This window comes from Sulfitobacter sp. HGT1, assembly GCF_013282155.1.
Lineage (GTDB): Bacteria > Pseudomonadota > Alphaproteobacteria > Rhodobacterales > Rhodobacteraceae > Sulfitobacter.
In genome coordinates this window covers 166,107-189,362 of sequence record NZ_BLWI01000011.1, presented here as the reverse complement: position 1 = coordinate 189,362, position 23,256 = coordinate 166,107, and the positions used below count along the sequence as shown (strand labels likewise).

Genomic DNA, 23,256 nt, shown 5'->3' with positions numbered 1-23,256 from the left:
TTTAAACGGAGTCCCCATCCCTTGCCTGGTCATCCCAAATCATACGGGAATCGAAAGCCTGCGCCGAAAGCATCGTGAAGATCACGGAAAGTGCGAAAAACATGCTCGCGGGTCCGGGATTGATTGTTGCCAGTGTCTTGAGTTGCACCAGCGATGATAAAATCGCAACGACAAAGATATCGATCATTGACCAACGGCCAATGTATTCAACGATTTCATACATAAAATGCCGCGCGTGGTTTGACGCCATTTTACTGCTTTTGACGCTGATCGCCAAAAAGGCGATGGCCCAGAATTTTGCCAAAGGAATGACCACCGAGGCCAGCAAAATGATAAAAGCGATGCCGAATGCGCCGTGCTGGGCCAATTCAACGGCACCGCTGATAATCGTGCTTTCGTCTTTCTGAAACAACGTCTTGGTCTGAAGCATGGGATATAAATTCGCGGGAACATAGCACATCAGCCCCATCACCCAAAACGCCCAAACCCGCTGCAAGCTGCCAAAATCGCGCGACACCATTTTATGGCCACAACGCCCGCAGATTTGCGTGCCAAAAGGCCATGCCTTTGTGCAGCGCGTACAGGCCACAATGCCCATCTGGCGTGCGCTCAGGATTTTTTCGGGTTTTCCAGCGAATTCCATACCGACCATCTACAAATATAGTTGTCTTGGGCAACAACCAGAACCACCAAGCCGCCAAACATCCAGAACGCGGGGCCAAACCCCACCGTCGCCAGATCGGCAATCTTGACCAGCGCAACCGCGCAACCCAATGCGAAAATCTCTGCCATTGACCACGGGCGCAACGCCTCGGACAGGCGAAATGCCTGTATCGCGTATCGCGAAGGCGGCAGATCCAGCACAATCGGCACCAGCACATAAAGCGTGATCACCACACGTATCAGCGGCACAATCAGGATCAATCCTGCGGTCGCCAGGGCCAACATCAGCAAAGGCCCGCTGGAGAATGCCAGCGCCGCATCCATCACAGAGACCGAATTTTTGTTACCAGCCGCATCAATATCAAGAAACGGAAAGAACGCCGCGCCAATAATCAGAATGAAGGTCGCAAACGAGATCGCAATGATCTTTAGCCCGGCCTTGTGCCGTGGGGCGATCAGAACCGTATGACATTGCTGACAAATTGCCTTTTCGCCCATTTTCGGAATTTTCAGATGATACACGGCATCGCATTTCGGACAGACAATAATATCTGACAACGGCATGGATGTTTCATGATCAAGGGCGTCTTTCATGCTGGGCTTATACAGTGCCTTTCAGGGGTATAATATCCGAAACCTCACACGATTTAGTCATAGGGTTGCATCGTTTCACCATTTTTACGGGCGGTTTTCTCAACCGCAAAAACCCTGACCTGACGGTCAGGCCAGCGCTTGGGTGATGCTTTTACCCAGCTTTTCAACCAATTCGTCGATCTGCGCGTCGGTGATGATAAAAGGCGGGGCCAGCAGCACGTGATCTCCGGTTTTGCCATCAATTGTTCCGGACATCGGATAGCAGATCAGGCCATTCTCGAAGCCATGTTTCTTGATCTTGGCGGCGATACCACGGGACGGATCAAAGGGGGCTTTTGTCTCTCGGTCGGCGACCATTTCAACCCCCATAAACAGGCCACGCCCCCGGATATCACCAACATTCGGGTGCTGCCCAAAGGCAGCGGTCAACGCATTGCGCAATGTGTCGCCCTGCCGCTGCACATTGGACAGCAGATCGCGGCCCAGCACGGCAGAGACAACAGCAACCCCGGCAGCCGCCGCCGTAGGGTGACCGATATAAGTATGCCCGTGCTGGAAGAACCCTGTGCCGTCCTGGATGGTTTTATAGATATGTGCGGTACACAGCATGGCACCGATGGGTTGATACCCGCCGCCCAAACCCTTGGCGATACACAGGATATCGGGGGAAACACCCTCTTGAGTGCAGGCAAACAGCGCGCCGGTGCGCCCCATGCCGCACATGACCTCGTCAAGGATCAGCAAAACACCGTATTGATCGCAAATCTCGCGGATGCGTTTGAAATACCCCGGTGCAGCGGTCAACGCGCCAGAGGTCGCCCCCACCACAGGTTCCGCGATAAAGGCCATGACGGTCTCAGGCCCGACGCGCAGCAATTCTTCCTCAAGCAGGTTCGCGGCGCGAATGCCGTATTCTTCGGGCGTTTCACCGTCACGCTTCAGGCGGTATTCATAGCACGGGTCAATGTGGCTGATGTCCAGCAGCAGCGGCGCGAATTGCGCGCGACGCCATTCATTGCCCCCTGCCGACAGCGCCCCGATCGTATTGCCGTGATAGCTTTGCTTGCGGGCGATGATGCGGCCCCGTTCCGGCTCGCCGCGTTCCACGTGATACTGGCGCGCCAGCTTGAGCGCGGCCTCGACCGCCTCTGACCCGCCGGACACCAGATAGACGCGGTCCAGATCACCGGGGGCGTGTTTGATCAGCAGATCGGCAAGGGTTTCGGCAGGTTCAGACGTGAAAAAACCCGTGTGTGCATAGGCCAGACTGTCCAACTGCGCCTTGATCGCGTCGATCACCTCGACGTCGCCATGACCAAGACACGACACTGCCGCCCCCCCAGATGCATCCAGATATTGTTTGCCACTGGCATCGGTTAAATAGCACCCTTTGCCGCTGACAGCGACCGGCGGGAGGTTGCGGGTATGACGGGGAAAAATATGGGACATGGGCAGGCTCCTAGGGTGAAAGGGTCAGGCAGCACCGGGCAGCAGAACGTTACGCGACCCTTCTTCGAAAGTGTCGATGGTTTGGGACCAGACAGTGCCGGGCCAACGCAGTTCCATCTGACGTTTGCGGGGCCGGTACACAGCAGTATAAAGCGTTCCAAACCCGGCGTTAAAGGCATGGGAATACAGGGGCGGCTTTAGGAACGTGCCGATGAATTTTTCTTCGGGGTCGCGATGAAAGCGCAGCCGTTGCAACAAATAGCGTTCGCGTTCAACCGTCGCAGTGAAACGCGCGTGGCTGATCCATTCAACGGTTTCTTGATGGTTGGTGGCCACGGCGGCATTGGTGATGATTGTCTCGCGGTCGGGGGCCATAAACGCGGTCAGATACTTGCGTTTGCGGTCCAGCACAGTGACGTTATAGCTCATGTGGGTTGGGACGCGGGCCAATACTTCGCCCGCCTGTTCGGTGTTTTCGCACGTTTGCAGAACATAGCGCAGAATCAGCGGCACGCCAAATCCGACACCCACAACCCGCCTGCCGCCAAAGGTTAACGAAATCGACAGGCCCGCGTCATTCACGCCGTCCACCAACCCGAACAGCCCGTCCGACGTGCCCATGACTTTGCGGCCTTGCCACCCCGTGTGCAAAACCAGACTGTCAAAGGCGTTGGTGTTATAATCATAATTGCGCACCAGCACGGGTTCCCTGCCGCCCCAAACCGCCTGACTGCACCCCGAAAGGTAAGGGGGCGGGCAGTAGAAGCTTAGGAACCGCGCTGCCAGATCGCCGCCGCCTGCTTGTTCGCACAGTTCTTCGTAGAGCGGGATCATCTCGGGCATGTGCTTTTTCAGCGCACGCACGCATTCGGCATAGGTCGGGCGCACGGATTCACCCTCCTTCAGCCACCATTTACGGTAGTGAGGCCAATATTCGGCGAAAAGCCCGGCCCATTTGGGACCGGGCGTTTCTTCTGATATCGCACGCCAAAGCATGTGCTGGCCTCTCGAACCTTAGAGGATTTTAAAAGCCGGGTCTGAAAACGCCGGACCTGCCTCTGCCACTGGCAAAGGACGGCCGTGAACCGACTGCTTGATGCCGTGAATCCACTTTTTCGCGCGTTCATTCAACTGGAATGATTTGGTCATCGACCGGCCACGGGTCACAAGGATGCCAATATCGGCCCCTTCATAGCGGTAATCGCCGGGCTGGAGGATGCGCAAAAAGAACGCTTCGTTTTCGGATTCAACCGCACGACGGTGATAGTCAAACCGGTCAAACACCACACGACCGTCTTCAAGCATCTTGTAGATGCCGGTTTCAGGCGCATCGCTACAGATATCGACGCTGTCGTCGGTGTGCTTGATCACCATCTGCGACCAGCCATCGATCATCGCAGGATCAGCCCAACGGTTGTTCAGCTCTGTTGTGTCCAGATTGAATTTCTTTTTCGAGAATTCAAGCAGGTGGAACAGGAACAGAGGGGCATCGGCATGGGCGAAAGCCGCGTGGTTGGTCATGGAGGACGCGCCGGTGATGCGCGGGTTCAATTCGCCCAACCAAAGATCGCCGGTCTTTTTGTCGATCAGGAAATCGAGCTCGAAATAGCCACGGTAGCCTTCCTTGCGCAGCTGTTCACCAAATTTGAAGGTCAGTTCACGGGCCTGCTGGCGCACTTTCGGCGGGAAGGCCGTGGACAGGATTTCGTTACCACACCAGCCACCCCGATAGGGTGTGAGGTCTTTGAAACCAACAAGTTCGGTCATCAACGGGCCAACGATCGTGCCTTCTTTGGTGGCACAGGCCTCGATCGCGGAACCACGGCAATCGATGCGCTTCATGATCTTGATCTCGCCCTCGCCGACGATCTCGGATTCGTGACGGCGGAAGTCGGCCTCGGATTTGATGAAGAACGTGGTGTGGCCACTGTCGCCAAAGGCCGATTGCAGCACCAGATCGTGACCGATACCCGCTTTCTCACAGGTTTTCTTGAGGTCTTCGTAATCCTTAACCTCGGCCAGCACGTTTGGCACCGACGGCACGCCCGCCTTGTTGCCGATGCGGACGGTTTCGATCTTGTTGTCCATCTTGGTGCGCAGCTTGGCCTTGGGGAACCAGACTTCGGCACCCAGCTCTTTCGACAGACGCTCGGTTTCTTCATCGAACATCAGGAACACGAACTTGGGCTTGCCACCGCGGCGCTTGATAAAGTCGATGACTTCTTTGTGCTGCAACAGATAGTTGTTGATGTCTTCGATGCTTTGGAATTCGGCATGGGGCTGTTCGGACGGGCAGAACACGTTCGGGTGCTTGCCGCCGTAGCAGTCGATGTAGCAGATATATTTAAAGTTCTTCACCCATTCATCGAGACCCAACAGGTTAAAATTGGTCGCCGAAATGAAATAGATCGGGTCTTCGTTTCGGTGAAAGAACCGGCGGATTTCCGAGATATTCTTGAGAACAGTCGTGGTCATAGGTTTGGGTCCTTTTCTTATTCAGGTGAAGACGAAAGATTTTTCTTCCGCACGCGTTTCAGCGCTGCTTCGGTAAAGACGCGTAGCCCCAGATCGGGGCGGTAGCCGTGTATTTCGCTGACATCCAAAGCACGCATGAACGACAGGATTTCCTGGCTGACGACCTGCCCGGGGACAAGGATCGGAAAGCCGGGAGGATAGGGGATGATAAAGCTGGCCGACACCACGGTTTTACCCGCATCCATCGCCTCGCGCAGGGTGCCGTCAAGATCCAGATAATCCGTGTTCTTTTCCTCATAAGCGAGGAAGAAGGCGGTGCGAATATCCCCTTCCGACGTCACGCTATCGGTACGGAACGCATCATGAAAACGACTGAAATCAGGCAGCGGCGGATAGTTTTCCATCAGGTTCGCCACGCGATTGTCGAATGACCGGCGCTCCATCTTGCTGGCGTCATCCAGTAGATCATCCAGCGATTTGGCGATCTCGACCAAAACCTCGATCAGATAGGCAACGCTGGACCGAGTCGTGCCGATGTTGGTCATGAACAACACGGTGTTGCGCGATGTCTTGTTGATCTGGATGCCGTATTTATCCATCAGGATATCGGTCTTGAACGTGTCGCCGTCCCAGCCTGTCCCGCCAACCAGCAAGGTCACACGGCTGGCGTCCAGAACGAACTGGTCTTTCTCCCAGCAGTCCCACATGTCGGTCCAGCCCTGTTCCTGATCGTAATAACTGGTCACCCCGCTTTCGCGATATTCTTCGGGGATCATGTCACCTGCGGTCAGCACCTTGAAGTATTTCGACAGCAGCGGATGGTCGGCAATGGCACGCCGCATCGAAAGCGCCGCTTCGATCTGGCGCTGGACGAATTCGAACCCTTCCAATTCCACCTGACGCCGGCCCACATCCAGTGACGCGATGATCTGGTAGTTCGGCGATGTAGACGTGTGGGTCATATAGGCTTCGTGGAACGACTGTTCGACCTCGCCCTTGAAATCCTGATCGTTGACGTGGATCATCGACCCTTGGCGCAAAGATGTCAGCGTTTTATGGGTCGATTGCGTGGTATAGACCCGCACCCGCGACTTTGGCGGCGGGATCAGGCGCGTATTCATCAGCGTCTCGTCATCCGCGTCTTTCAGCTCGGCCTGTTGTTTTTCGTAGGCTTCGGCGTGCTTGGCGGATTTGAACTTTTCGCGCAGGGTGTTGGCGGCGTTCATGCCGGTGCGCTGGCGATAGGTCGGGTTGAACCGGGCAAAGGCAAACCACGCTTCGTCCCACAGGAAGATCAGGTCGGGCTTGATCGCCAGACATTCTTCCATGACGCGTTCAACGTTATACACCAGGCCGTCAAAGGTACAGTTGGTCAGCAGCAGCATGCGCACCTGATCCAGCTTGCCCGCCGCTTTCAGCGCCAGCAACTGGTGCTTGATCTCGCGCAGGGGCACAGCGCCATACATGGAATATTCGTTCAGCGGATAGCTATCAAGGTAACAGACCTGCGCACCGGCCAGCACCATGCCGTAATGGTGCGACTTGTGGCAATCGCGGTCGACCAGCACGATATCACCGGGACGTACCAGCGCCTGAACGACGATCTTGTTACAGGTCGACGTGCCGTTGGTGGCAAAGAACGTCTGCTTGGACCCGAAAGCCCGCGATGCCAGTTCCTGCGCTTCCTTGATGGGGCCGTGCGGTTCCAGCAAGCTGTCCAGCCCCCCCGAGGTGGCAGAGGTTTCGGCAAGAAAGATGTTCGGGCCGTAGAACGCACCCATGTCCTGAATCCAGTGCGACCGGGTGATCGACTTGCCGCGGCTGATCGGCATGGCGTGGAAAACACCGGTTGGCTGTTTGGAATATTCGACAAGCGCCGTAAAGAACGGCGATTTGTTACGGGCCTGAACACCGCGCAGAATGTTCAGGTGCAGTTCCATAAAGTCTTCCTGATTATAGAAAACCCGACGGCAGATCCCCAGATCAAGACCGGCGATATCTTCGACCGACCGTTCGGTCACCAGATAGGCATCAAGCTCGGGGCGCACTTTGGCGATCATCCGGCACAGCTCGGGGCCGTAGTTTTCCGGCTGCAACTTGTCGATCTCTTCCTGACCGCCTGCACGGGCCAGATACCGCGTCAAAATCGACTCGTCGTTTTTGGATTTCAGCGTCAATCCGGGACGCACGACAATGGCTTGAATATTGTGGTTGAACAGGACTGCGATCAGCGCGTCTTCGATGGATTTAACGACCACGGCCTCGTAATGAAACGGGTCTTCCGACCGGCGCATGCGGCTGACGTTGGATTTCAGCCAGCGTTCCTGCTGGTCGTTCACATCATCAACGATCAACACTTCGAAATACGGCTTGGTCAGGGCGCGCGCCTCGGGAGAGAGCATCGCTTCGTCATCATGTTCGTCGTGGTCAATGCTGTCGCGCTCCAGCGGAATCGACCGGCGGCGATAGGCCCCTGTGGTCAACGCGCGGGTGATGCGGTTGACGGCAAATGACAGATCTTCAAAGCTGTTGTGGTTCAGCATCCGTTGCAGATGCTCGAACGCGGGCATGCCCGGAAACGCCCAATAAGGTTCAATCAGCGCAAGCGACGCGAACAGAGCCTGGCATTTGCTCCGCAGCCTTTCGGTCTCTTCTTTGCTTGGGCCACGGGTCAGGGCCATGCTGGATTCGCGCAAGGCGCTCCACCGGTCTGATCGTAACTGTATAGCCGACGAATAGTCGTTCATAGAATGCATCAATCGTACTCCGCTATGGGCGTTTGGCTGCTGCATGCTATGACCCGACCAAAGAATGGTCGGGTCGAAATGCCTCAGCTTAGCCGCTGGATGTTTCTCCGCTGCCAGCATGAATGCCCGGCTTTACGGGTGGAATGGGTGTCTCTGCGGGGGCAACCGCATGAGCATGAGCGTGGACGTCGACCGGAACGGTCGCTGTTCCGGCAGTTGGGTTCGGCAAGGGTTCGGGTGCAAATTCAGGCTGAACCGACGCGAAACCGGGCTGGGTTTCTTGGCCCTTGAAAACAGGCGCATCGGGGATCCGTTGCGCGGGCACATCAACATGCAGACCTGCGCGGGTCCCCTGATGGGGCACCTCAAGCGGGCCGAGCGTGTTCAGATAGGCATCCGTTCCGCTGCTGCGATCATAAACCGAAAAATCGGTCGAACGGTCGCGGAAGGATTTCAGAACCTGACCCAGACCCTTCATGCCGGTTTCACGCTGACGACGGACCATCGACAGGTCGACCTCGATCGGGAACATGTCTTCCTGGCCAGCGGACTGGTGCAGAACCATGGATGTGGGATCAACAACCAGAGATTTGCCAACGCCGCCTGCGCCCAAACCGTTCACGGCGAAAACATAGCACTGGAACTGCGCCGCCGTGGCACGCGCGATGGCCAGTTCGGCATCGCGGTCGGTTGTGCCGGTCAACACAGGTGTCAGCAAAACTTCGACGCCCTGGCTGGTCAGTTGGCGCGTGGTTTCGGGGAACCACATGTCATAACAGATCGACAGGCCGAAACGGCCCACTTCCGGCACGTCGAATACGCAGAATTCTGTGCCCGCAGCGATGCCGGATTCGTAAGGCCGGAACGGAAACATCTTGGCATAACGGCGGATGATCTCGCCTTCGGGGTTGATCACCACGGCGGTGTTGTAAACGCGGCCGTCTTCGGGGTTTTTCAAGAACATAGACCCCGGAATCAGCCAGACCCGATGCTTGCGCGCCGCAGCTTGAAACAGCTCAAGCGTTTCATTTTCCTGCGGCAGGGCAAAGCGGTCCAACGGGCCAAAAGGGGCCAGTTCCGAAAACAGAACCATCTGTGTCCACGGAAAACGCGCCATCAGGATATCAAGCCGGTGGATCATACCCGCGACGTTGGATTCCAAGGCGTTCACGTACATTTGCACGCCGGCAATTGCGAAAGGTGTCATAACTGGTCACTCCGTCCAAAGGGGCTGGTCTGGCGGAAAACATCCCCGCCAGAAGCCCAAGTTGAACCGTCCATATCCCGTCTGTTCAGGATATTAAACAGGTGACATGCTGGTGCCCTCAGCGCCCTGTGCATGGCTTCTATGCGTAACTTGCACATCGGTTTTTTTGCTTAAACTGCTGCGGTCTTGCGGGAGCCGCGCGCGTTGCGGCCCCGTTGCAGCAAGACAACCAGCGCAAGCAACAAAAGCGCAGGGATAAACATCCAGTATTTGCTTGGTGTTGGCACAGGCTTGAGCACGCGCAGCACCTCTTGATCCCAGTCCAGACCGGCGGTCGACGCCGGTGAATTGTACAGCACATCATCAATGATCATCTTGTCGCCATCCATGCGCGTCACGATACCGGCAGCTTCCAGCTTTTCCTCGCCCGTGGTGCCCGCACCGATCGGCAGCAGCGCAACGAATTCGATCGGATCGCCCAGATCACCAACGCCGGACACGCGCAGGCGCAAGTCTTGGCCAATAGGTGTATCGGCTGCGGCCTGCACGATCTCGGCCGGGGCTTCCTCAAGATAGGGTGGGAAGACCATGTCCATCCAGAACCCCGGACGGAACAGCGTAAAGGCGATCAGCAGCAGGGCAATCGTTTCGTAGAAACGGTTTTTCGCCAGGAACCAACCTTGGGTCGCCGCCGCGAACAGCAGCATTGCAAAGGTCGCGACAATGAAGACGAATATGCCTTGGAACATGGTCACGTTGATCAGCAGCAGTTCGGTGTTGAAGATGAACAGGAACGGCAAGGCGGCGGTGCGCAGCGAATAGAAGAACGCGACCACACCGGTCTTGATCGGATCACCACCGGATACAGCGGCAGCGGCAAAGCTGGCCAGACCCACAGGCGGCGTCACATCGGCCATGATGCCAAAGTAGAACACGAACAGGTGCACAGCGATCAGCGGCACGATCAGTCCGTTCTGCTGGCCCAGTGTTACGATGACGGGGGCAAGCAACGCGGACACAACGATATAGTTCGCTGTGGTCGGCAGACCCATGCCAAGGATCAGCGACAAGATTGCGGTCAGGAACAGGATTGCAAGGATATTGCCGCCCGACAGAACCTCGACCACATCGGCAAGCGCTGAACCAACACCGGTCTGGCTGACCACGCCCACGATGATACCCGCCGTCGCCGTGGCGATACCGATACCGATCATGTTGCGCGCACCGACGACCAAGCCGTCGATCAGGTCTTTCAACCCTTCGACCACATCATTGGCGAATTTGCTTTCGCCGCGGAAAATCGCCATCAGCGGACGCTGGGTAACAAGGATGAACACCATATAGGTCGTCGCCCAAAAGGCCGACAAACCGGGGGACAAGCGGTCAACCATCAGCGCCCAGACCAGCACAACGATCGGCAGGATAAAGTGCAGACCGGACCGTACGGTCGGGCCAGGCATTGGCAAACGTGTGACAGGGGCGTTCGGGTCGTCCAGCTTGAGCGGCTCTTCTTTTGAACCGACATAGAGCAGGGCGGCGTAAACGGCTGTCAGCACACCAAAGATGATGTAGCCCGCGCTGTTGGGGAATGCGGGGCGCAACCAGCCCATACCATAGTAAACGGCAAAGCTGAGCGCACAGATGCAAGCCACGATAAACGCGGAAACCAGCAGGCGTTGGATGATGGGTTTGGGGGTATAGGGGCGTTCAAGGCCGACCATACCGGCCTTCAGGGCCTCAAGATGCACGATATACACCAGCGCGATGTAGGAAATCACCGCTGGCAGAAACGCGTGTTTGACCACGTCGAAATAGGGGATACCGACATATTCAACCATCAGGAACGCGGCCGCGCCCATAACGGGTGGCATGATCTGGCCGTTCACAGACGAGGCAACCTCGACCGCGCCCGCCTTTTCAGAGCTGAACCCGACCTTCTTCATCAACGGGATCGTAAATGTACCCGTGGTCACCACGTTCGCGATGGAGGACCCCGAGATGAGGCCCGTCATGGCCGAAGAAACAACGGCAGCCTTCGCAGGCCCGCCCTTCATGTGACCCATCAGGCTGAACGCCACCTGAATGAAGTAATTGCCCGCGCCAGCTTTATCCAGCAATGCGCCGAACAGAACGAACAGGAAAACAAACGAGGTTGAGACACCAAGCGCGATACCGAACACACCTTCGGTGGTGATCCACTGGTGGTTCACGATCTCGGACAGGCTGTTGCCCTTGTGTGCGATGATGTCGGGCATGACCGGACCAAGCACGTTGTAGATCAGAAACACGGACGCAACGATCATCAAGGCAGGCCCAAGCGCGCGACGGGTCGCCTCGAGCAGGATCATGATGCCGATGACGAAAACAACGGTGTCTTGCATGTTTGGCGCACCGACGCGGCCCGAGATTTCACGGTAATAGACGAACAGATACAGGGCAGAAGCAGCCCCGACGACGGCCAAGATCCATTCCCAAACCGGTATGCGGTCTTTGGGGGATCCCAGAACAACAGTGGCGACAACAGCAATGGCAACCAGCGGAATCCACCATGTCGAAACGCCATCTTTGGCACCGACCATGAACAGATAGGCCAGAATAATGGGAACCGCGACGCCAAGGCCCAGTTGCACTTTGGTGCGGGCGGCAGGGAATGCGGCGATCCCCAGGAAAATAGCAAAGGCAAGGTGGATCGAACGGGTTTCGGTGTCGTTGAAAACACCCCAACCCACAATAAAGGGAACAGGTGACGCGATCCAAAGCTGGAACAGCGACCATGCAAGGGCGGTCATGGCAAGGAAAACACCAACGCCCCCTGTCGCAGAACGGCCACCGGTATCAGAGGAAGCAACCAGCTCATCCAGTTCCGTTTGGCTCAGGCCACCTCGGCCTGCGGCTTCGGCTTCGACGGCGGCGGCTTGCTGTTGATCGTTGTTTGACATGTTACGTCCCCTTGGCGGCCCCGTCTTAGGACAGGTGCACTTTTATTATCTTTGGGTAGATCGTCGGTAACGCAGGGCCGGAAGCGGGGCGCGCCCGCTTCCGGTTATTTTAGAGGGGTGGATTACTCCATCCAGCCACGCTCTTTGTAGTACTTCACAGCACCGTCATGCAGAGGGGCGGACAGACCATCCGTGATCATCTCTTCTTCCTTGAGGTTCTCAAACGCGGGGTGCAGCTTCTTGAAGCGGTCAAAGTTGTCGAAAACAGCTTTTACAACTTCGTACACAACATCGTCGGCAACATCAGAAGACGTCACGAAGGTTGCTTTCACACCAAAAGTTTTCACGTCGCTGTCTGTACCTTTGTACATGCCACCCGGGATCGACGCATAGGCGTAGAACGGGTTGTCAGCGACCAGCTTGTCGATGGCTTCGCCCTGGACTGGAACCAGCTTGGCATCCACTGTGGAAACGGCTTCCTGGATCGACCCGTTCGGGTGGCCCACGGTGTAGATGATTGCGTCAACCTTGTTGTCGCCCAGTGCGGCGGCTTGCTCGGCTGGCTTCAGCTCGGATGCCAATGCAAAGTCATCCATTGTCCAACCCTTGGCGGCCAGAACGACCTCCATCGTGGCCAGCTGACCGGAACCGGGGTTGCCCACGTTCACGCGCTTGCCCTTAAGGTCGTCAAAGCTTTCGATGCCTGCATCGGCACGTGCAATCACGGTGAACGGTTCGGAGTGTACAGAGAAAACCGCACGCTCTTTGTCGAACTTGTCGCCTTCGAACTGCGAGGAACCGTTATAGGCGTGGAACTGCCAATCGGACTGGGCAACGCCCATGTCCATGTCGCCGGCCTTGATCGCGTTGATGTTGGCGATGGACCCGCCTGTCGAAGGTGCCGTGCACTTCAGACCGGTTGTGGCGCTGTCACGGTTAACCAAGCGGCAGATCGACTGACCCACAACAAAGTAGACGCCCGTTTGGCCGCCTGTACCGATGGTGATGAATTTTTCCTGTGCTGTCACAGCTGTACCCGCAAGCAGTGCGGAAGCGATAGCGATGGACTTGAAAATCGTCATTTTAAGTCTCCCAACTTTTTCTCAGAACCCCCGTCATTGTGCGCGGGGTTTCAATAATACCTGAAATGAGCGCAGATATTCAGGCGTAAAACAAGCAAATTTATCCCGCAAAAAGGGTTGTTTTGCGCTGCATGACAGCAACTGAACCTTTACCGGCCCGCTTGCTGCGCATTTTGCACAATCGCGCGTATGCGTTGGATTTAATACCCACACCTTCCAGTCGCTCCGGATCAATACGGACTAACCAATTGTTTTTAAAAACATATAGGAAAATTATTTTCACCCACTAAACCCCAATAATTTCCAGACGTTGAAAAAATCAAACGACCGGATTTCATATCTGACGGGGTAAAAGATGATCCGTTCGTGAATTCTCAAGTTTTTATGCTATAGGCTGTATCAACCTTACCGAATGCCCATCAAATGCCCATCCGCAGGAGCAAATATGAAAAGAATCTCTTCCCTCGCCCGCTTTGGTACGTTCGCGGGGGTGCTGCTTTTAGCCTTGCTGTCGCTTATCCTTTTGATCACCTGGTCGCTCTGGTTCATCGTGCCGCTTGTCCTGTTCGGGGTCCTGTCGGCGATGGGCGTCTACGACGTCATTCAGGAAAAACATTCCATCCTTCGCAACTATCCGGTGCTCGGCCACATGCGGTTCTTCTTTGAGGGGATTCGCCCGGAAATCAGACAATACCTGATTGAATCCGATCAGGATGAAGAACCCTTTAGCCGCGACGACAGGTCGTTGGTCTATCAACGCGCCAAGGGTCAAGAGGACGCCCGGCCCTTCGGGACCCGGATGCGGGTCTATGATGCGGGCTATTCCTGGGTGACCCACTCTGTCCAGCCCGTCCATATTGAAAACACTGATTTTCGCGTCCGTATCGGGAACAAGGATTGCAAACAGCCCTACGATGCGTCGATCTACAATATCTCCGCGATGAGCTTTGGATCGCTTTCCGCAAACGCCATCAGCGCCCTGAACAAAGGTGCCAAGATGGGCGGTTTTGCGCATGACACAGGCGAAGGCGGGGTCAGCCGTTATCATCGCTCCGGCGGGGGTGATCTGATCTATGAGGTCGGTTCGGGCTATTTCGGCTGCCGCACCGATGACGGGCAATTCGACCCCGAAAAGTTCAGGGATCAAGCCAGTAGCGATCAGATCAAGATGATCGAGGTTAAACTAAGCCAAGGCGCAAAGCCGGGGCATGGCGGCATGTTGCCAGCCTCGAAGATCAGCAAGGAAATCGCAGAGGCGCGCGGCGTGCCGATGGGGCAGGATTGCGTGTCCCCTGCGGCGCATTCGGCATTTACAACGCCGATCGAGATGATGGATTTCCTGGGTCAACTGCGGGACTTGTCGGGCGGCAAACCGGTGGGGTTCAAGCTGTGCATCGGCCACCAGCGTGAATTCATGTGTATGGTAAAAGCGATGCTGGAAACCGGCATTGTCCCTGATTTCATCGTGGTCGACGGCACCGAAGGCGGCACCGGGGCTGCACCGCTTGAGTTTGCCAACCATGTCGGTATGCCGATGGTCGAGGGGCTTACCTTTGTGCACAACACGCTTCGGGGTGCCGGCATTCGCGATCAGGTCAAGCTGGGCGCGGCGGGCAAGGTCGTATCGGCCTTTGACATCGCGCGGGCCTTGGCCTTGGGGGCAGACTGGTGCAATTCCGCGCGCGGTTTCATGTTTGCGATCGGCTGTATTCAGGCGCAGGCATGTCACACGAACCATTGCCCCGTTGGTGTCGCAACCCAAGACCCCACCCGCCAACGCGCGTTGGATGTCGGCCACAAAAGCGAACGCGTTGCCCGGTTTCATCGCAATACCCTGAAAGCGTTGGGTGAAATGACAGGCGCTGCGGGGCTGGAAAACCCGAGTGAGTTTCTCCCCCGCCATATGATGCTGCGCCAAGGCGACAAAAGCATGGTGCAAGGCGACGAGGTCTATGGCTACCTTCCCGAAGGGTATCTGCTTGATGACAAGGCACAGGACTACAAGGGCAACAAAACCCGCTGGAGCCGCGCGCAGGCTTCGAGCTTTGTGCCCTTCGATTAACGCAGACGCCGGAATTTTTCAAAATTCCGGACCGTTTTCTTTGAAAGAAAACGTCCACAAACGCAAAAGGCGCGCTGGTTTCCCGGCGCGCCTTTCTCAATTCGGGTGATCCCGGCTTATTCAGCCATTGCAGCCTGAACAGACTCTTCGAATATGGCCAGGCCTTCTTCGATGATTTCATCCGACGCCGTCAGGGGCACCATCACACGGATGGCATTGCCATGCATGCCACAGCTAAGCAGCAACAGGCCGCGCTTCATCGCATGGGCGATGACACGTTTGGTAAAGCCGCCGTCAGGCGCTGCTGTTTCAAAATCCGTCACGAATTCGACTGCAACCATAGCACCCAAACCGCGGATATCCCACATGCGGAACGGTGCGGAGCGTGCGCCGATCTCGGCAAAGCGCGCCTTGAGGTGATCACCCATCGACGCTGATCGCGCCAGCAGGCCTTCTTCCTCGATCGCGGCGATGGCTGCCAAGGCTGCGGCGCAAGCAACAGGGTTGCCGCCATAGGTGCCGCCCAAGCCGCCCGGGGCCATTGCATCCATCACATCGGCACGGCCAATCACGCCCGCCAGAGGATAGCCGCCCGCCATGGATTTCGCCACGGTGATCAGGTCAGGCACAACGCCGGAATGTTCGATTGCGAACCACGTACCTGTGCGGCCGAAACCGGCCTGTACTTCGTCAGCGATCAACAGGATGCCATGTTCGTCGCAGATGTCGCGCAGTTGGCGCATCATGTCGAATGGGACGGGGGTATAGCCACCCTCGCCAAGTACGGGTTCGATGATGATGGCAGCAACACGTTCGGGCTGCGCATCTGTCAGGAACAGGTTTTTCAGGCCGGTAATCGCATCCTGCACGGTGATACCGTCACGCTGGGACGGGAAAGGCGCGCGGAAGATGTCGGACGGGAAAGGACCCACGTCTTTTTTGTAGGGCGACACTTTGCCAGTCAGGCCCAGCGTCAGCAGCGTGCGACCGTGATATCCGCCGGTAAAGGCGATCACACCGGGGCGACCCGTTGCAGCGCGTGCAATTTTAACAGCGTTTTCAACCGCTTCGGCACCTGTGGTGACCAGCAGCGTCTTTTTCGGCATATCACCGGGGGCCAGCGCGTTCAGTTTCTCGGCCAGCTCGATATAAGGGCCGTAAGGCACAACCTGAAAGCTGGTGTGGGTGTACTGGTCTTCTTGGGCTTTTGCTGCCGCGATCACCTTTGGGTGACGGTGGCCTGTGTTCAGCACACCAATACCGCCAACGAAATCGATATAGCGGTTGCCTTCAACATCCCAAAGCTCTGCGTTCTCGGCGTATTTTGCATATATCGGCGCGGCAGAGGCAACACCACGTGGCACAGCCAGTTCGCGGCGGGCAATCAACTGCGCATTTGTTTCAACTGTCACGTTCGCTTGGAGCATATCTGGGACCACCGTGCTTTTGGCCGATTTCTGTGCAGCGCCTTTGCGGGACTGCTTTTTGACTGTGCTGGACATATACAATTCCTTTTGTAGGACGCAGGTGTTGCGTTTAAAATCCTCTTATTGCGTTTAATTTAATTGTCAATGAAGTTTGGTTTGCCCAGATGGGTAGCGTCGAGGCGCGGCTAAAATTCGCCTGTGATCGCACGCAGATACAGGTTAGAGGTCAGGAAAGAAAAATTCAGGGGCCAGACATGAACATCGGTCAAAGGCTAAGAACGATTCGCGAGGAGCGCGGGCTTTCACAACGGGAGCTTGCCAGTTTGGCTGGCCTAACTAACGGCACAATCTCGTTGATTGAAAAGAACAAAACCAGCCCGTCTGTCGCGTCGCTGAAAAGTTTGCTCGATGCGATCCCGATCAGCATGGCAGAGTTTTTCGCCACTCTTGAGGATCAAGAGACCCCGAAGGTCTTTTACCGCAAGAATGAATTTGTCGAAGTTTCGCCTTCAAGCGAGGGTCAGGTTTCCCTTCGCCAGCTTGGCAATGCGGAGCAGCACAGTTTGCAGGTTCTGCACGAAACCTATCAACCCGGCGCAGATACCGGGCCTGAATGGATCGTGCACGAGGGAGAAGAGGCCGGCGTCGTGATTTCGGGCGAGGTCGAAGTGACTGTCGATGGCATGATCGAGGTGCTTGGCGCAGGTGACGGCTATCTTTTTGATAGCCGGCTGCCACATCGTTTCCGGAATATCGGCGATACGGTCTGCGTAGTTGTCAGCGCCTGCACGCCGCCCAGCTTCTGAAAACAGGCGATCCGGGCCTGCCTACGTACCCGTCATGTTGTTGTTGTCGTCATCATCCGATCGGAAACCCGACCATCTGTTCTTGCGTTGGTCGCCGCGTCTGCGGGTCGTCAAGGAAATGATGGCGATGACAGCCAAGGTCAGGATCATCAAGGATCCGATGAACAAGTCTACTGTCACAGCTGCCTCCTTTCAAAATTCGTGTTTCAGGTCTCGGGGCCTCAACGGGCGTCACAGCTTATGGTTCCATATCGAAAATCGGGTTTCGGTCCCATTTTCGTGAACGCACAGCTGAAAATTCGCCGAAATATGGCTCGCGACATTATGGTTGGGCGCGGCCGACACGGAATATCGCCTTTATTTCAAGGCGTTTCGCATGATAATTCCAAAACTGTCGGTCAAGTTCTTTTGGCTCTTGGGCAGAGGCTGACGTATAGAAATAGTTATATATGTAACAATTCCGAGAGCGCGTTTCAGAGCGCAGATGCCCGTTAGTAATCGTAAACGATCTTGGATTTCTGCGGCACTGGGAATTCGACGGTCAAGGTATAGCTGTCGGCTTCTTCCAGCACTTGGAACTGCCCGTTCAACTGGCGCGAAAACGCATTGATCAGCCGTGACCCAAGTCCGGTACCTTCTTCGACTTCACCATGACCGGTCGAGTTTTTGACCGTCAGCAAAGCCATTTCTGGGCCAGTGTATTTCAAGCTAACCTCGATCGACCCTTTTTCGACCTGATCCACGGACACGTATTTTAGCGCGTTTGTAACGGCCTCCGACACCAGCAGCGTCAAAGGTGCCGCATCATCGGGGTCAAGCTGGATCGCTTCGTAATTCTGCCTGACTTTGATGCCCGACCCGCTGGGCAGGCCGACGCTCAGCAACTGGTTCACAATTTCATGCATCAACACGCCGCCATCGACACGCGTCAGGTTGTCGTTTTGATACAGGCTTTTGTGGACAGTCGCGAGGCTGAGGATACGGTCCTGAAGCCGCTGCAAGACGCGCTTGGCGTCGGGCGTTTTTGCCTGCCGGATCTGCATGTTCATGATCGACGAAATTAGTTGCAGGTTATTTTTGACCCGATGATGCACTTCTTTCAAAAGGATGTTCTTTTGGCGCAGGTTGTCTTCCAATTTGGCTTCGTCCCGCAGGATCGATTCCGCCATCCCGAGGAATGCTTCTTCCATGTCCACAATTTCGGTGGGAACAACGCCGCTCAGTGCGGTGCGTGGCAGCGTTCTGTTCAAAGCGAAATGCCGCATCTGCCGGCCAAGTTTGCGAATGTGTTTAATCGCCAGCCGGTTCAGCGCCCAAAACGCCACAACCAAGCTTGCGATCCACATCACAACCGGCAGCAACAGGTTCAACCGGGAAGCGGCACCGGCCTTCAGAAAAAGGGAATCAGGCGGCCAGACGCTCATGGCATAAACAACACCCGGAACAATGGGAAGGATCGCATAAACCCGGTCATCGCCTGCGCCATTGGTGTCACGGATCACCCGGCCCGATTGGCCAGTATACCACTTAAGCTCTTGAAAGGACGGGAGCTCTTTTTCTGCAAAAGCGCGATCATTTTCTGTGGTCAGGATGTCGCCATCAGCGTTGAAAGTCACCATCGCGGTGGGCCGGATTTCCAGGTCCGGCTCTAGAACCTGACGAAAGACACGTTCTGGGATCGACATATTTACAAAGCCCAGCAATTGATCTTCGACATTTAACGGCACGCTGACGATAAGCACGGGTTCTTTGCTGAAAGGGGGGGTCAACGACAAGTTTGCCGCACGTTTCTTATTATGCAGCAGCCTTTTGAAAATCACGTTTTCGCTCAGGTCCGCCGATGCACTCGACGAAACGCACTCCATCTTCCCGTCAGCAGCGACAAAGCTGACAATCGTATAAAGATTGGAGGATTCCTGATATTCACGTAAAAACGAGCTGCACGAGAAACTATCGGCCTTGATTAGGTTAACGACAGCCGCCAGCGCATCTGCAGCACCAAAGGCTTCCTGGATCAGACTGCTTTCGGTCGACGACGCCTGCTCTGTAATAGCAAGCAAAGACAGTTCGGCATTTACCATGTTCTGATCGGCGATCTCGCGGGTCTGCACCACCGAGATCAACCCGATCGGCAGCAACGCCAAAGACAGAAACAGCAAAACCCGAAAGGTCAGCCCCCGAAAGACGTCAGCACCAAGAAAACCTGAGGTCATCGTTAAAAGGACGAAACTTTGGAAGACGAGATAACCGACATCGTCGCGTCATCTGTCATCTCGAGGCTCTCATCATCCCGAAGGCCCATAAGCTCGGCGATTTTTGCACGTGCGCGGTTCGTGCGGCTTTTGATTGTCCCCACGGCAACGCCACACATCTCGGCGGCTTCCTCATAGGAAAAACCGGACGCCCCAACCAAAAGCAGTGCTTCGCGTTGTTCGACTGCCAGTTCGTTCAATGCCTTGCGGAAATCCGTCATTTGCATGTGGCCGTCATGTGCCGGCTTTTCAGCCAAACTTTCGGTAAAGACACCATCAACATCCGCAACTTCGCGGTTGGCCTTGCGACGTGACGAATAATAGGTGTTGCGCAGGATCGTGAACAGCCAGGCCCGCATGTTGGTCCCGACCTCGAATTTGTCGATGTTGGTCCAGGCTTTTACGACCGTATCTTGCACCATATCATCCGCAATCGCAGAATTTCGCGTCAAGCTGATGGCAAAAGCGCGCATGGCTGGCAGGTGTTCTACCAGCTCATCGCGTGGGTCTGACCTGCTCATTCGGACTTTCCAGTAGCTGGCTGCCCGGAGCTTTCTTCCTGCTCTTTCAGCTTTTTCAGCAAATCCTTGAACTTGTCAGGTATGCCTTCCTCGACAGTCTCTTCATAGACACGGCGAAGATTTTCGTCGATAAAACGCTCGTTGTCATCGTTTTTGCCCAGCTGCATCAACAATTTTCCTGACTTTACTTAAGATTTCTTGCACACGATATGGAACTAAACACATACCCGCGGGGTTTGGTTCCATAAATATTTTAAAAGGACAACGATAAATGACGGACGCCAAAGAAACCACCAGTGTCAGCGATGCGTTAAGTCAATGCCTGCCATATCTGCGCCGCTATGCCCGCGCGCTGACCGGTAGTCAAACCAGCGGCGATGCATTTGCGGCCGCAGCCCTCGAGGCAATTCTGGTTGATCGCTCTGTGCTGGACGGCATGGATGTGCGGACCGGAATTTTCAAAGTATTGTACAGCATTTGGGCCAGCGCCGGTGCCCCCATTGAGGAAGGCGAAAGCGGCGCACGTGCCCGCGCGCAAAAGCATCTGGCAAAGCTGACCAACCACAGCCGCGAAGCATTGCTGCTGCACACCATCGAAGGGTTTTCTTTTGCCGAGGTCGGTATGATCATCAACGTCGAAGAAGAAGAAGCCAGCCAGCTGGTGCAGATCGCCCGCCGTGAAATGGCCGACAGTGTCACAGGTTCGGTGATGATCATCGAAGACGAGGCGATCATTGCGATGGACATTGAATCCATCGTTGCCGACATGGGCCACCGGGTCACCGGCATCGCCCGCACCCGTGATGAAGCCGTGAAATTGGGCAAGGCCGATGTGCCTGACCTGATCCTTGCGGACATCCAGCTTGCGGATAACTCCTCGGGTATTGATGCGGTGAATGATCTGCTGGCCGATCTCGGGCACCGTCCGGTCATTTTTATCACTGCGTTCCCCGAACGTCTGCTGACAGGTGACAAACCGGAACCCGCGTTCCTGATCTCCAAGCCATACACCGTCGATCAGGTTGTATCGGCCGTATCGCAAGCGATGTTCTTTTCCTCGACGGAAACGCTGAACACCTGATCGGTTTTCGGAACAGCATTCAAAGGCCGCGCCCCAAAGCGCGGCCTTTTTCGTTGGGTCATCGCCACATGGTCCAACGCCGCTAAAAATCAAAAGCCCTTGTCACAGCTTTTAGACGCGGCATAAAAGAACCCATGAGCACATGCGCAATCACAATGGTTTACAAGGACTACTGGGCGCTCTCGCAATGGTACGCGCATTATGGCCGCCTGATAGGGTACGATAACCTTTATATCGTCGCCCATGGCGCTGACCCGATGATCGCCGAACTATGCCCCCAGGCAGATGTTATTACCGTGCCGCGTGAAACCCTCGAAGGGTTCGACCGGCGTCGTGGGCAGATGTTGAACAGTTTCGCGGATGGCTTGGGGCTGTCCTATGACTGGGTCATTCGCACCGATGCCGATGAACTGGTTTGCTTTGACCCGGCGCTTTACGCGTCTTTTGACGATGTTTTCAAAAATCCCACGTCGAATGCCATGTTCGCCTTGGGCTTGAATGTTGCCGAAACGATAGGCGACCAGATTTTGAACGCGGGCGAAATGGCCCTGGGCCACCGGTCCACAGCAGTTTTCACCGGCCATTACAGCAAGGCCTGGGCCTCAAAACGCGGGACAGCATTGTGGCGCCACGGCATCTGGGTCGGCCCCCGCAAGCTGGCCACGGCCGCGTTCCAGCTTCCTCAGGGGGTGTATCTGTTGCACCTTAAATACGCCAACCTGAAGGCCCTTGAGGATGCCAACCACCACCGGATGGAAGTTGGAAACGCCGAAGGCAAAGGTCTGCCCGGTGCCGCCTGGCGTGAGGCTGACAAAGACGCTTCGCGGTTTTACGCAAATTTGGCGCGGTACAAAGAAAAGGATTGGACCAGCGCCCGGGATGAAGCCTATCGGTCAATCACCACCGAGCCTATCCGCGATGAAAAAGAGAACGTACTCAGAAGCAGCTCCAAGGTGTTCAAACACCGCGTGACATTGCCAAGTTGGTTCAAAACGCGGTTCGGTACCCGCTAAGGCACAACTGCCAATCCTAACCCAAAGCCAGACAGCCCCGACCAGGGGACTGCACTTCCTTGCGGGCCGTTTTCAGGCAACCCTGATTGATTTGCATCAACCCGTTCGTGCCCCGACCGCTATGATATAATGGAACTGAATCACAGCCCGCGCGTTTGTAGGACAGATAATACGTTAAGGAGACAGAAAATGGCTAAGGACATTAAAATGAGCAAAGACGTCACCGTAGAAGATCTATCCACGCAAATCGCAATCCTCAAGGATGACATTGCTGCCCTGACCAGTTCGGTCAGCCAGTTCAGCAAAAGCACAACACGCGATGCCGCAAATCAGGCAAAGGCAGCCGCTCATGATTACGCCGACCTTGGCAAAGAGAAGGTCGTTGACGCGCAGAAAACCGCAGAAGACTTTATTCGCACGCAGCCAGCCACAGCGATGGGTGTTGCAGCAGGGGTTGGTTTTCTGATCGGGCTGATCACGGCACGCCGGTGATGCAAGCCATATTGGACGCCCTCACCGACAGAGTAGCCCAAAGAGCGGCTGAAACAGCCCAGACCGCAGCAATCGGTCTGGGTGCTGGTTTGTGCCTTGTGGTTGGATCAATCTTTCTGTCTGCGGCAGCCTGGATATTCCTGCTCACGATCACCTCGACATTAATTGCATGTCTGGTCATTGGTGGCGTGTTTTTTGGCGCGGGTCTGGTAATGGTCGCTGCCACCAGCATCCGATCGCGGAACCTGAAACACCAAAGAGAAGCAGAACGCTTGCGCCTTCAGGCACAGCAGCGTGCACAGGCGTTGGGCGGGGTCGAAGGTATCGCGACTTTGGTCGTCGCTTTGATCAACGGCTTCAACGCAGGAAAGAACGCGCGTTTATAACCGCTTGGGTCAAACTCTCATCGGTAAAAGGGGTTTGGGACCGCAGGCATCCATTAAAGG

20 protein-coding genes are annotated in these 23,256 nt (G+C 55.7%); 6 read left to right on the top strand and 14 right to left on the bottom strand.

The window, feature by feature from the left end:
* Position 1: 1 nt before the first annotated feature.
* From HGT1_RS13095 to HGT1_RS13055, 9 genes are all read right to left on the bottom strand, one after another.
* The gene (locus HGT1_RS13095) at positions 2-598 is read right to left on the bottom strand and encodes a paraquat-inducible protein A (protein ID WP_176250449.1); all 597 of its coding nucleotides are present in this window, start codon (positions 596-598) and stop codon (positions 2-4) included.
* 11 nt (positions 599-609) lie between these two features.
* Positions 610-1,257, bottom strand: a complete 648-nt coding sequence (locus tag HGT1_RS13090; RefSeq protein WP_176250398.1) for a paraquat-inducible protein A — start codon at positions 1,255-1,257, stop codon at positions 610-612.
* Positions 1,258-1,383: 126 nt separating this feature from the next.
* Positions 1,384-2,706, bottom strand: a complete 1,323-nt coding sequence (locus tag HGT1_RS13085; protein WP_176250397.1) for an aspartate aminotransferase family protein — start codon at positions 2,704-2,706, stop codon at positions 1,384-1,386.
* Positions 2,707-2,730: 24 nt separating this feature from the next.
* On the bottom strand, positions 2,731-3,702 hold the full coding sequence (locus HGT1_RS13080) for a C45 family autoproteolytic acyltransferase/hydolase (RefSeq protein WP_176250396.1): 972 nt from the start codon (positions 3,700-3,702) through the stop codon (positions 2,731-2,733).
* Positions 3,703-3,720: 18 nt separating this feature from the next.
* The gene (locus tag HGT1_RS13075; protein ID WP_176250395.1) at positions 3,721-5,181 is read right to left on the bottom strand and encodes a biotin carboxylase; all 1,461 of its coding nucleotides are present in this window, start codon (positions 5,179-5,181) and stop codon (positions 3,721-3,723) included.
* A gap of 17 nt (positions 5,182-5,198) precedes the next feature.
* Positions 5,199-7,937: an aminotransferase class I/II-fold pyridoxal phosphate-dependent enzyme gene (locus HGT1_RS13070; protein WP_176250394.1), complete on the bottom strand. Its 2,739-nt coding sequence runs from the start codon at positions 7,935-7,937 to the stop codon at positions 5,199-5,201.
* A 79-nt stretch (positions 7,938-8,016) separates the two neighbouring features.
* Entirely contained in the window at positions 8,017-9,135 is a 1,119-nt protein-coding gene (locus HGT1_RS13065) for a carbon-nitrogen hydrolase family protein (protein WP_176250393.1), read from the bottom strand.
* Between the two features lie 170 nt (positions 9,136-9,305).
* Entirely contained in the window at positions 9,306-12,074 is a 2,769-nt protein-coding gene (locus HGT1_RS13060) for a TRAP transporter permease (protein ID WP_176250392.1), read from the bottom strand.
* A gap of 122 nt (positions 12,075-12,196) precedes the next feature.
* Complete coding sequence (locus HGT1_RS13055) at positions 12,197-13,156, bottom strand: TAXI family TRAP transporter solute-binding subunit (protein ID WP_176250391.1); 960 nt, start codon at positions 13,154-13,156, stop codon at positions 12,197-12,199.
* 445 nt (positions 13,157-13,601) lie between these two features.
* Between HGT1_RS13055 and HGT1_RS13050 the strand changes: the two genes are divergently transcribed.
* Positions 13,602-15,218, top strand: coding sequence for an FMN-binding glutamate synthase family protein (locus tag HGT1_RS13050; protein ID WP_176250390.1), 1,617 nt, complete (start codon positions 13,602-13,604; stop codon positions 15,216-15,218).
* Positions 15,219-15,334: 116 nt separating this feature from the next.
* Here HGT1_RS13050 and gabT read toward each other — a convergent pair whose 3' ends face one another.
* Positions 15,335-16,645, bottom strand: coding sequence for a 4-aminobutyrate--2-oxoglutarate transaminase (gene gabT / locus HGT1_RS13045; protein WP_176250448.1), 1,311 nt, complete (start codon positions 16,643-16,645; stop codon positions 15,335-15,337).
* Positions 16,646-16,899: 254 nt separating this feature from the next.
* Between gabT and HGT1_RS13040 the strand changes: the two genes are divergently transcribed.
* Complete coding sequence (locus HGT1_RS13040) at positions 16,900-17,451, top strand: cupin domain-containing protein (protein WP_176250389.1); 552 nt, start codon at positions 16,900-16,902, stop codon at positions 17,449-17,451.
* Positions 17,452-17,472: 21 nt separating this feature from the next.
* Here HGT1_RS13040 and HGT1_RS13035 read toward each other — a convergent pair whose 3' ends face one another.
* The 4 genes from HGT1_RS13035 to HGT1_RS13020 all read right to left on the bottom strand — a co-directional run bounded on the left by HGT1_RS13035 (position 17,473) and on the right by HGT1_RS13020 (position 20,391).
* On the bottom strand, positions 17,473-17,631 hold the full coding sequence (locus HGT1_RS13035; RefSeq protein WP_176250388.1) for a hypothetical protein: 159 nt from the start codon (positions 17,629-17,631) through the stop codon (positions 17,473-17,475).
* Positions 17,632-17,942: 311 nt separating this feature from the next.
* Entirely contained in the window at positions 17,943-19,664 is a 1,722-nt protein-coding gene (locus HGT1_RS13030; RefSeq protein WP_176250387.1) for a sensor histidine kinase, read from the bottom strand.
* Positions 19,665-19,666: 2 nt separating this feature from the next.
* On the bottom strand, positions 19,667-20,224 hold the full coding sequence (locus tag HGT1_RS13025) for an RNA polymerase sigma factor (protein ID WP_176250386.1): 558 nt from the start codon (positions 20,222-20,224) through the stop codon (positions 19,667-19,669).
* A complete protein-coding gene (locus tag HGT1_RS13020) occupies positions 20,221-20,391 on the bottom strand; it encodes a NepR family anti-sigma factor (protein WP_176250385.1) in 171 nt (56 codons plus the stop codon). The genes HGT1_RS13025 and HGT1_RS13020 overlap by 4 nt, the downstream gene beginning before the upstream one ends.
* A 104-nt stretch (positions 20,392-20,495) precedes the next feature.
* Between HGT1_RS13020 and HGT1_RS13015 the strand changes: the two genes are divergently transcribed.
* The 4 genes from HGT1_RS13015 to HGT1_RS13000 all read left to right on the top strand — a co-directional run bounded on the left by HGT1_RS13015 (position 20,496) and on the right by HGT1_RS13000 (position 23,196).
* Entirely contained in the window at positions 20,496-21,305 is an 810-nt protein-coding gene (locus HGT1_RS13015; protein WP_176250384.1) for a response regulator, read from the top strand.
* 134 nt (positions 21,306-21,439) lie between these two features.
* A complete protein-coding gene (locus HGT1_RS13010; RefSeq protein ID WP_176250383.1) occupies positions 21,440-22,318 on the top strand; it encodes a glycosyltransferase family 2 protein in 879 nt (292 codons plus the stop codon).
* A 189-nt stretch (positions 22,319-22,507) separates the two neighbouring features.
* The gene (locus tag HGT1_RS13005) at positions 22,508-22,810 is read left to right on the top strand and encodes a YqjD family protein (protein ID WP_255200199.1); all 303 of its coding nucleotides are present in this window, start codon (positions 22,508-22,510) and stop codon (positions 22,808-22,810) included.
* Complete coding sequence (locus tag HGT1_RS13000; RefSeq protein WP_255200198.1) at positions 22,810-23,196, top strand: hypothetical protein; 387 nt, start codon at positions 22,810-22,812, stop codon at positions 23,194-23,196. Before HGT1_RS13005 ends, HGT1_RS13000 begins: the two co-directional genes overlap by 1 nt.
* Positions 23,197-23,256 lie beyond the last annotated feature (60 nt).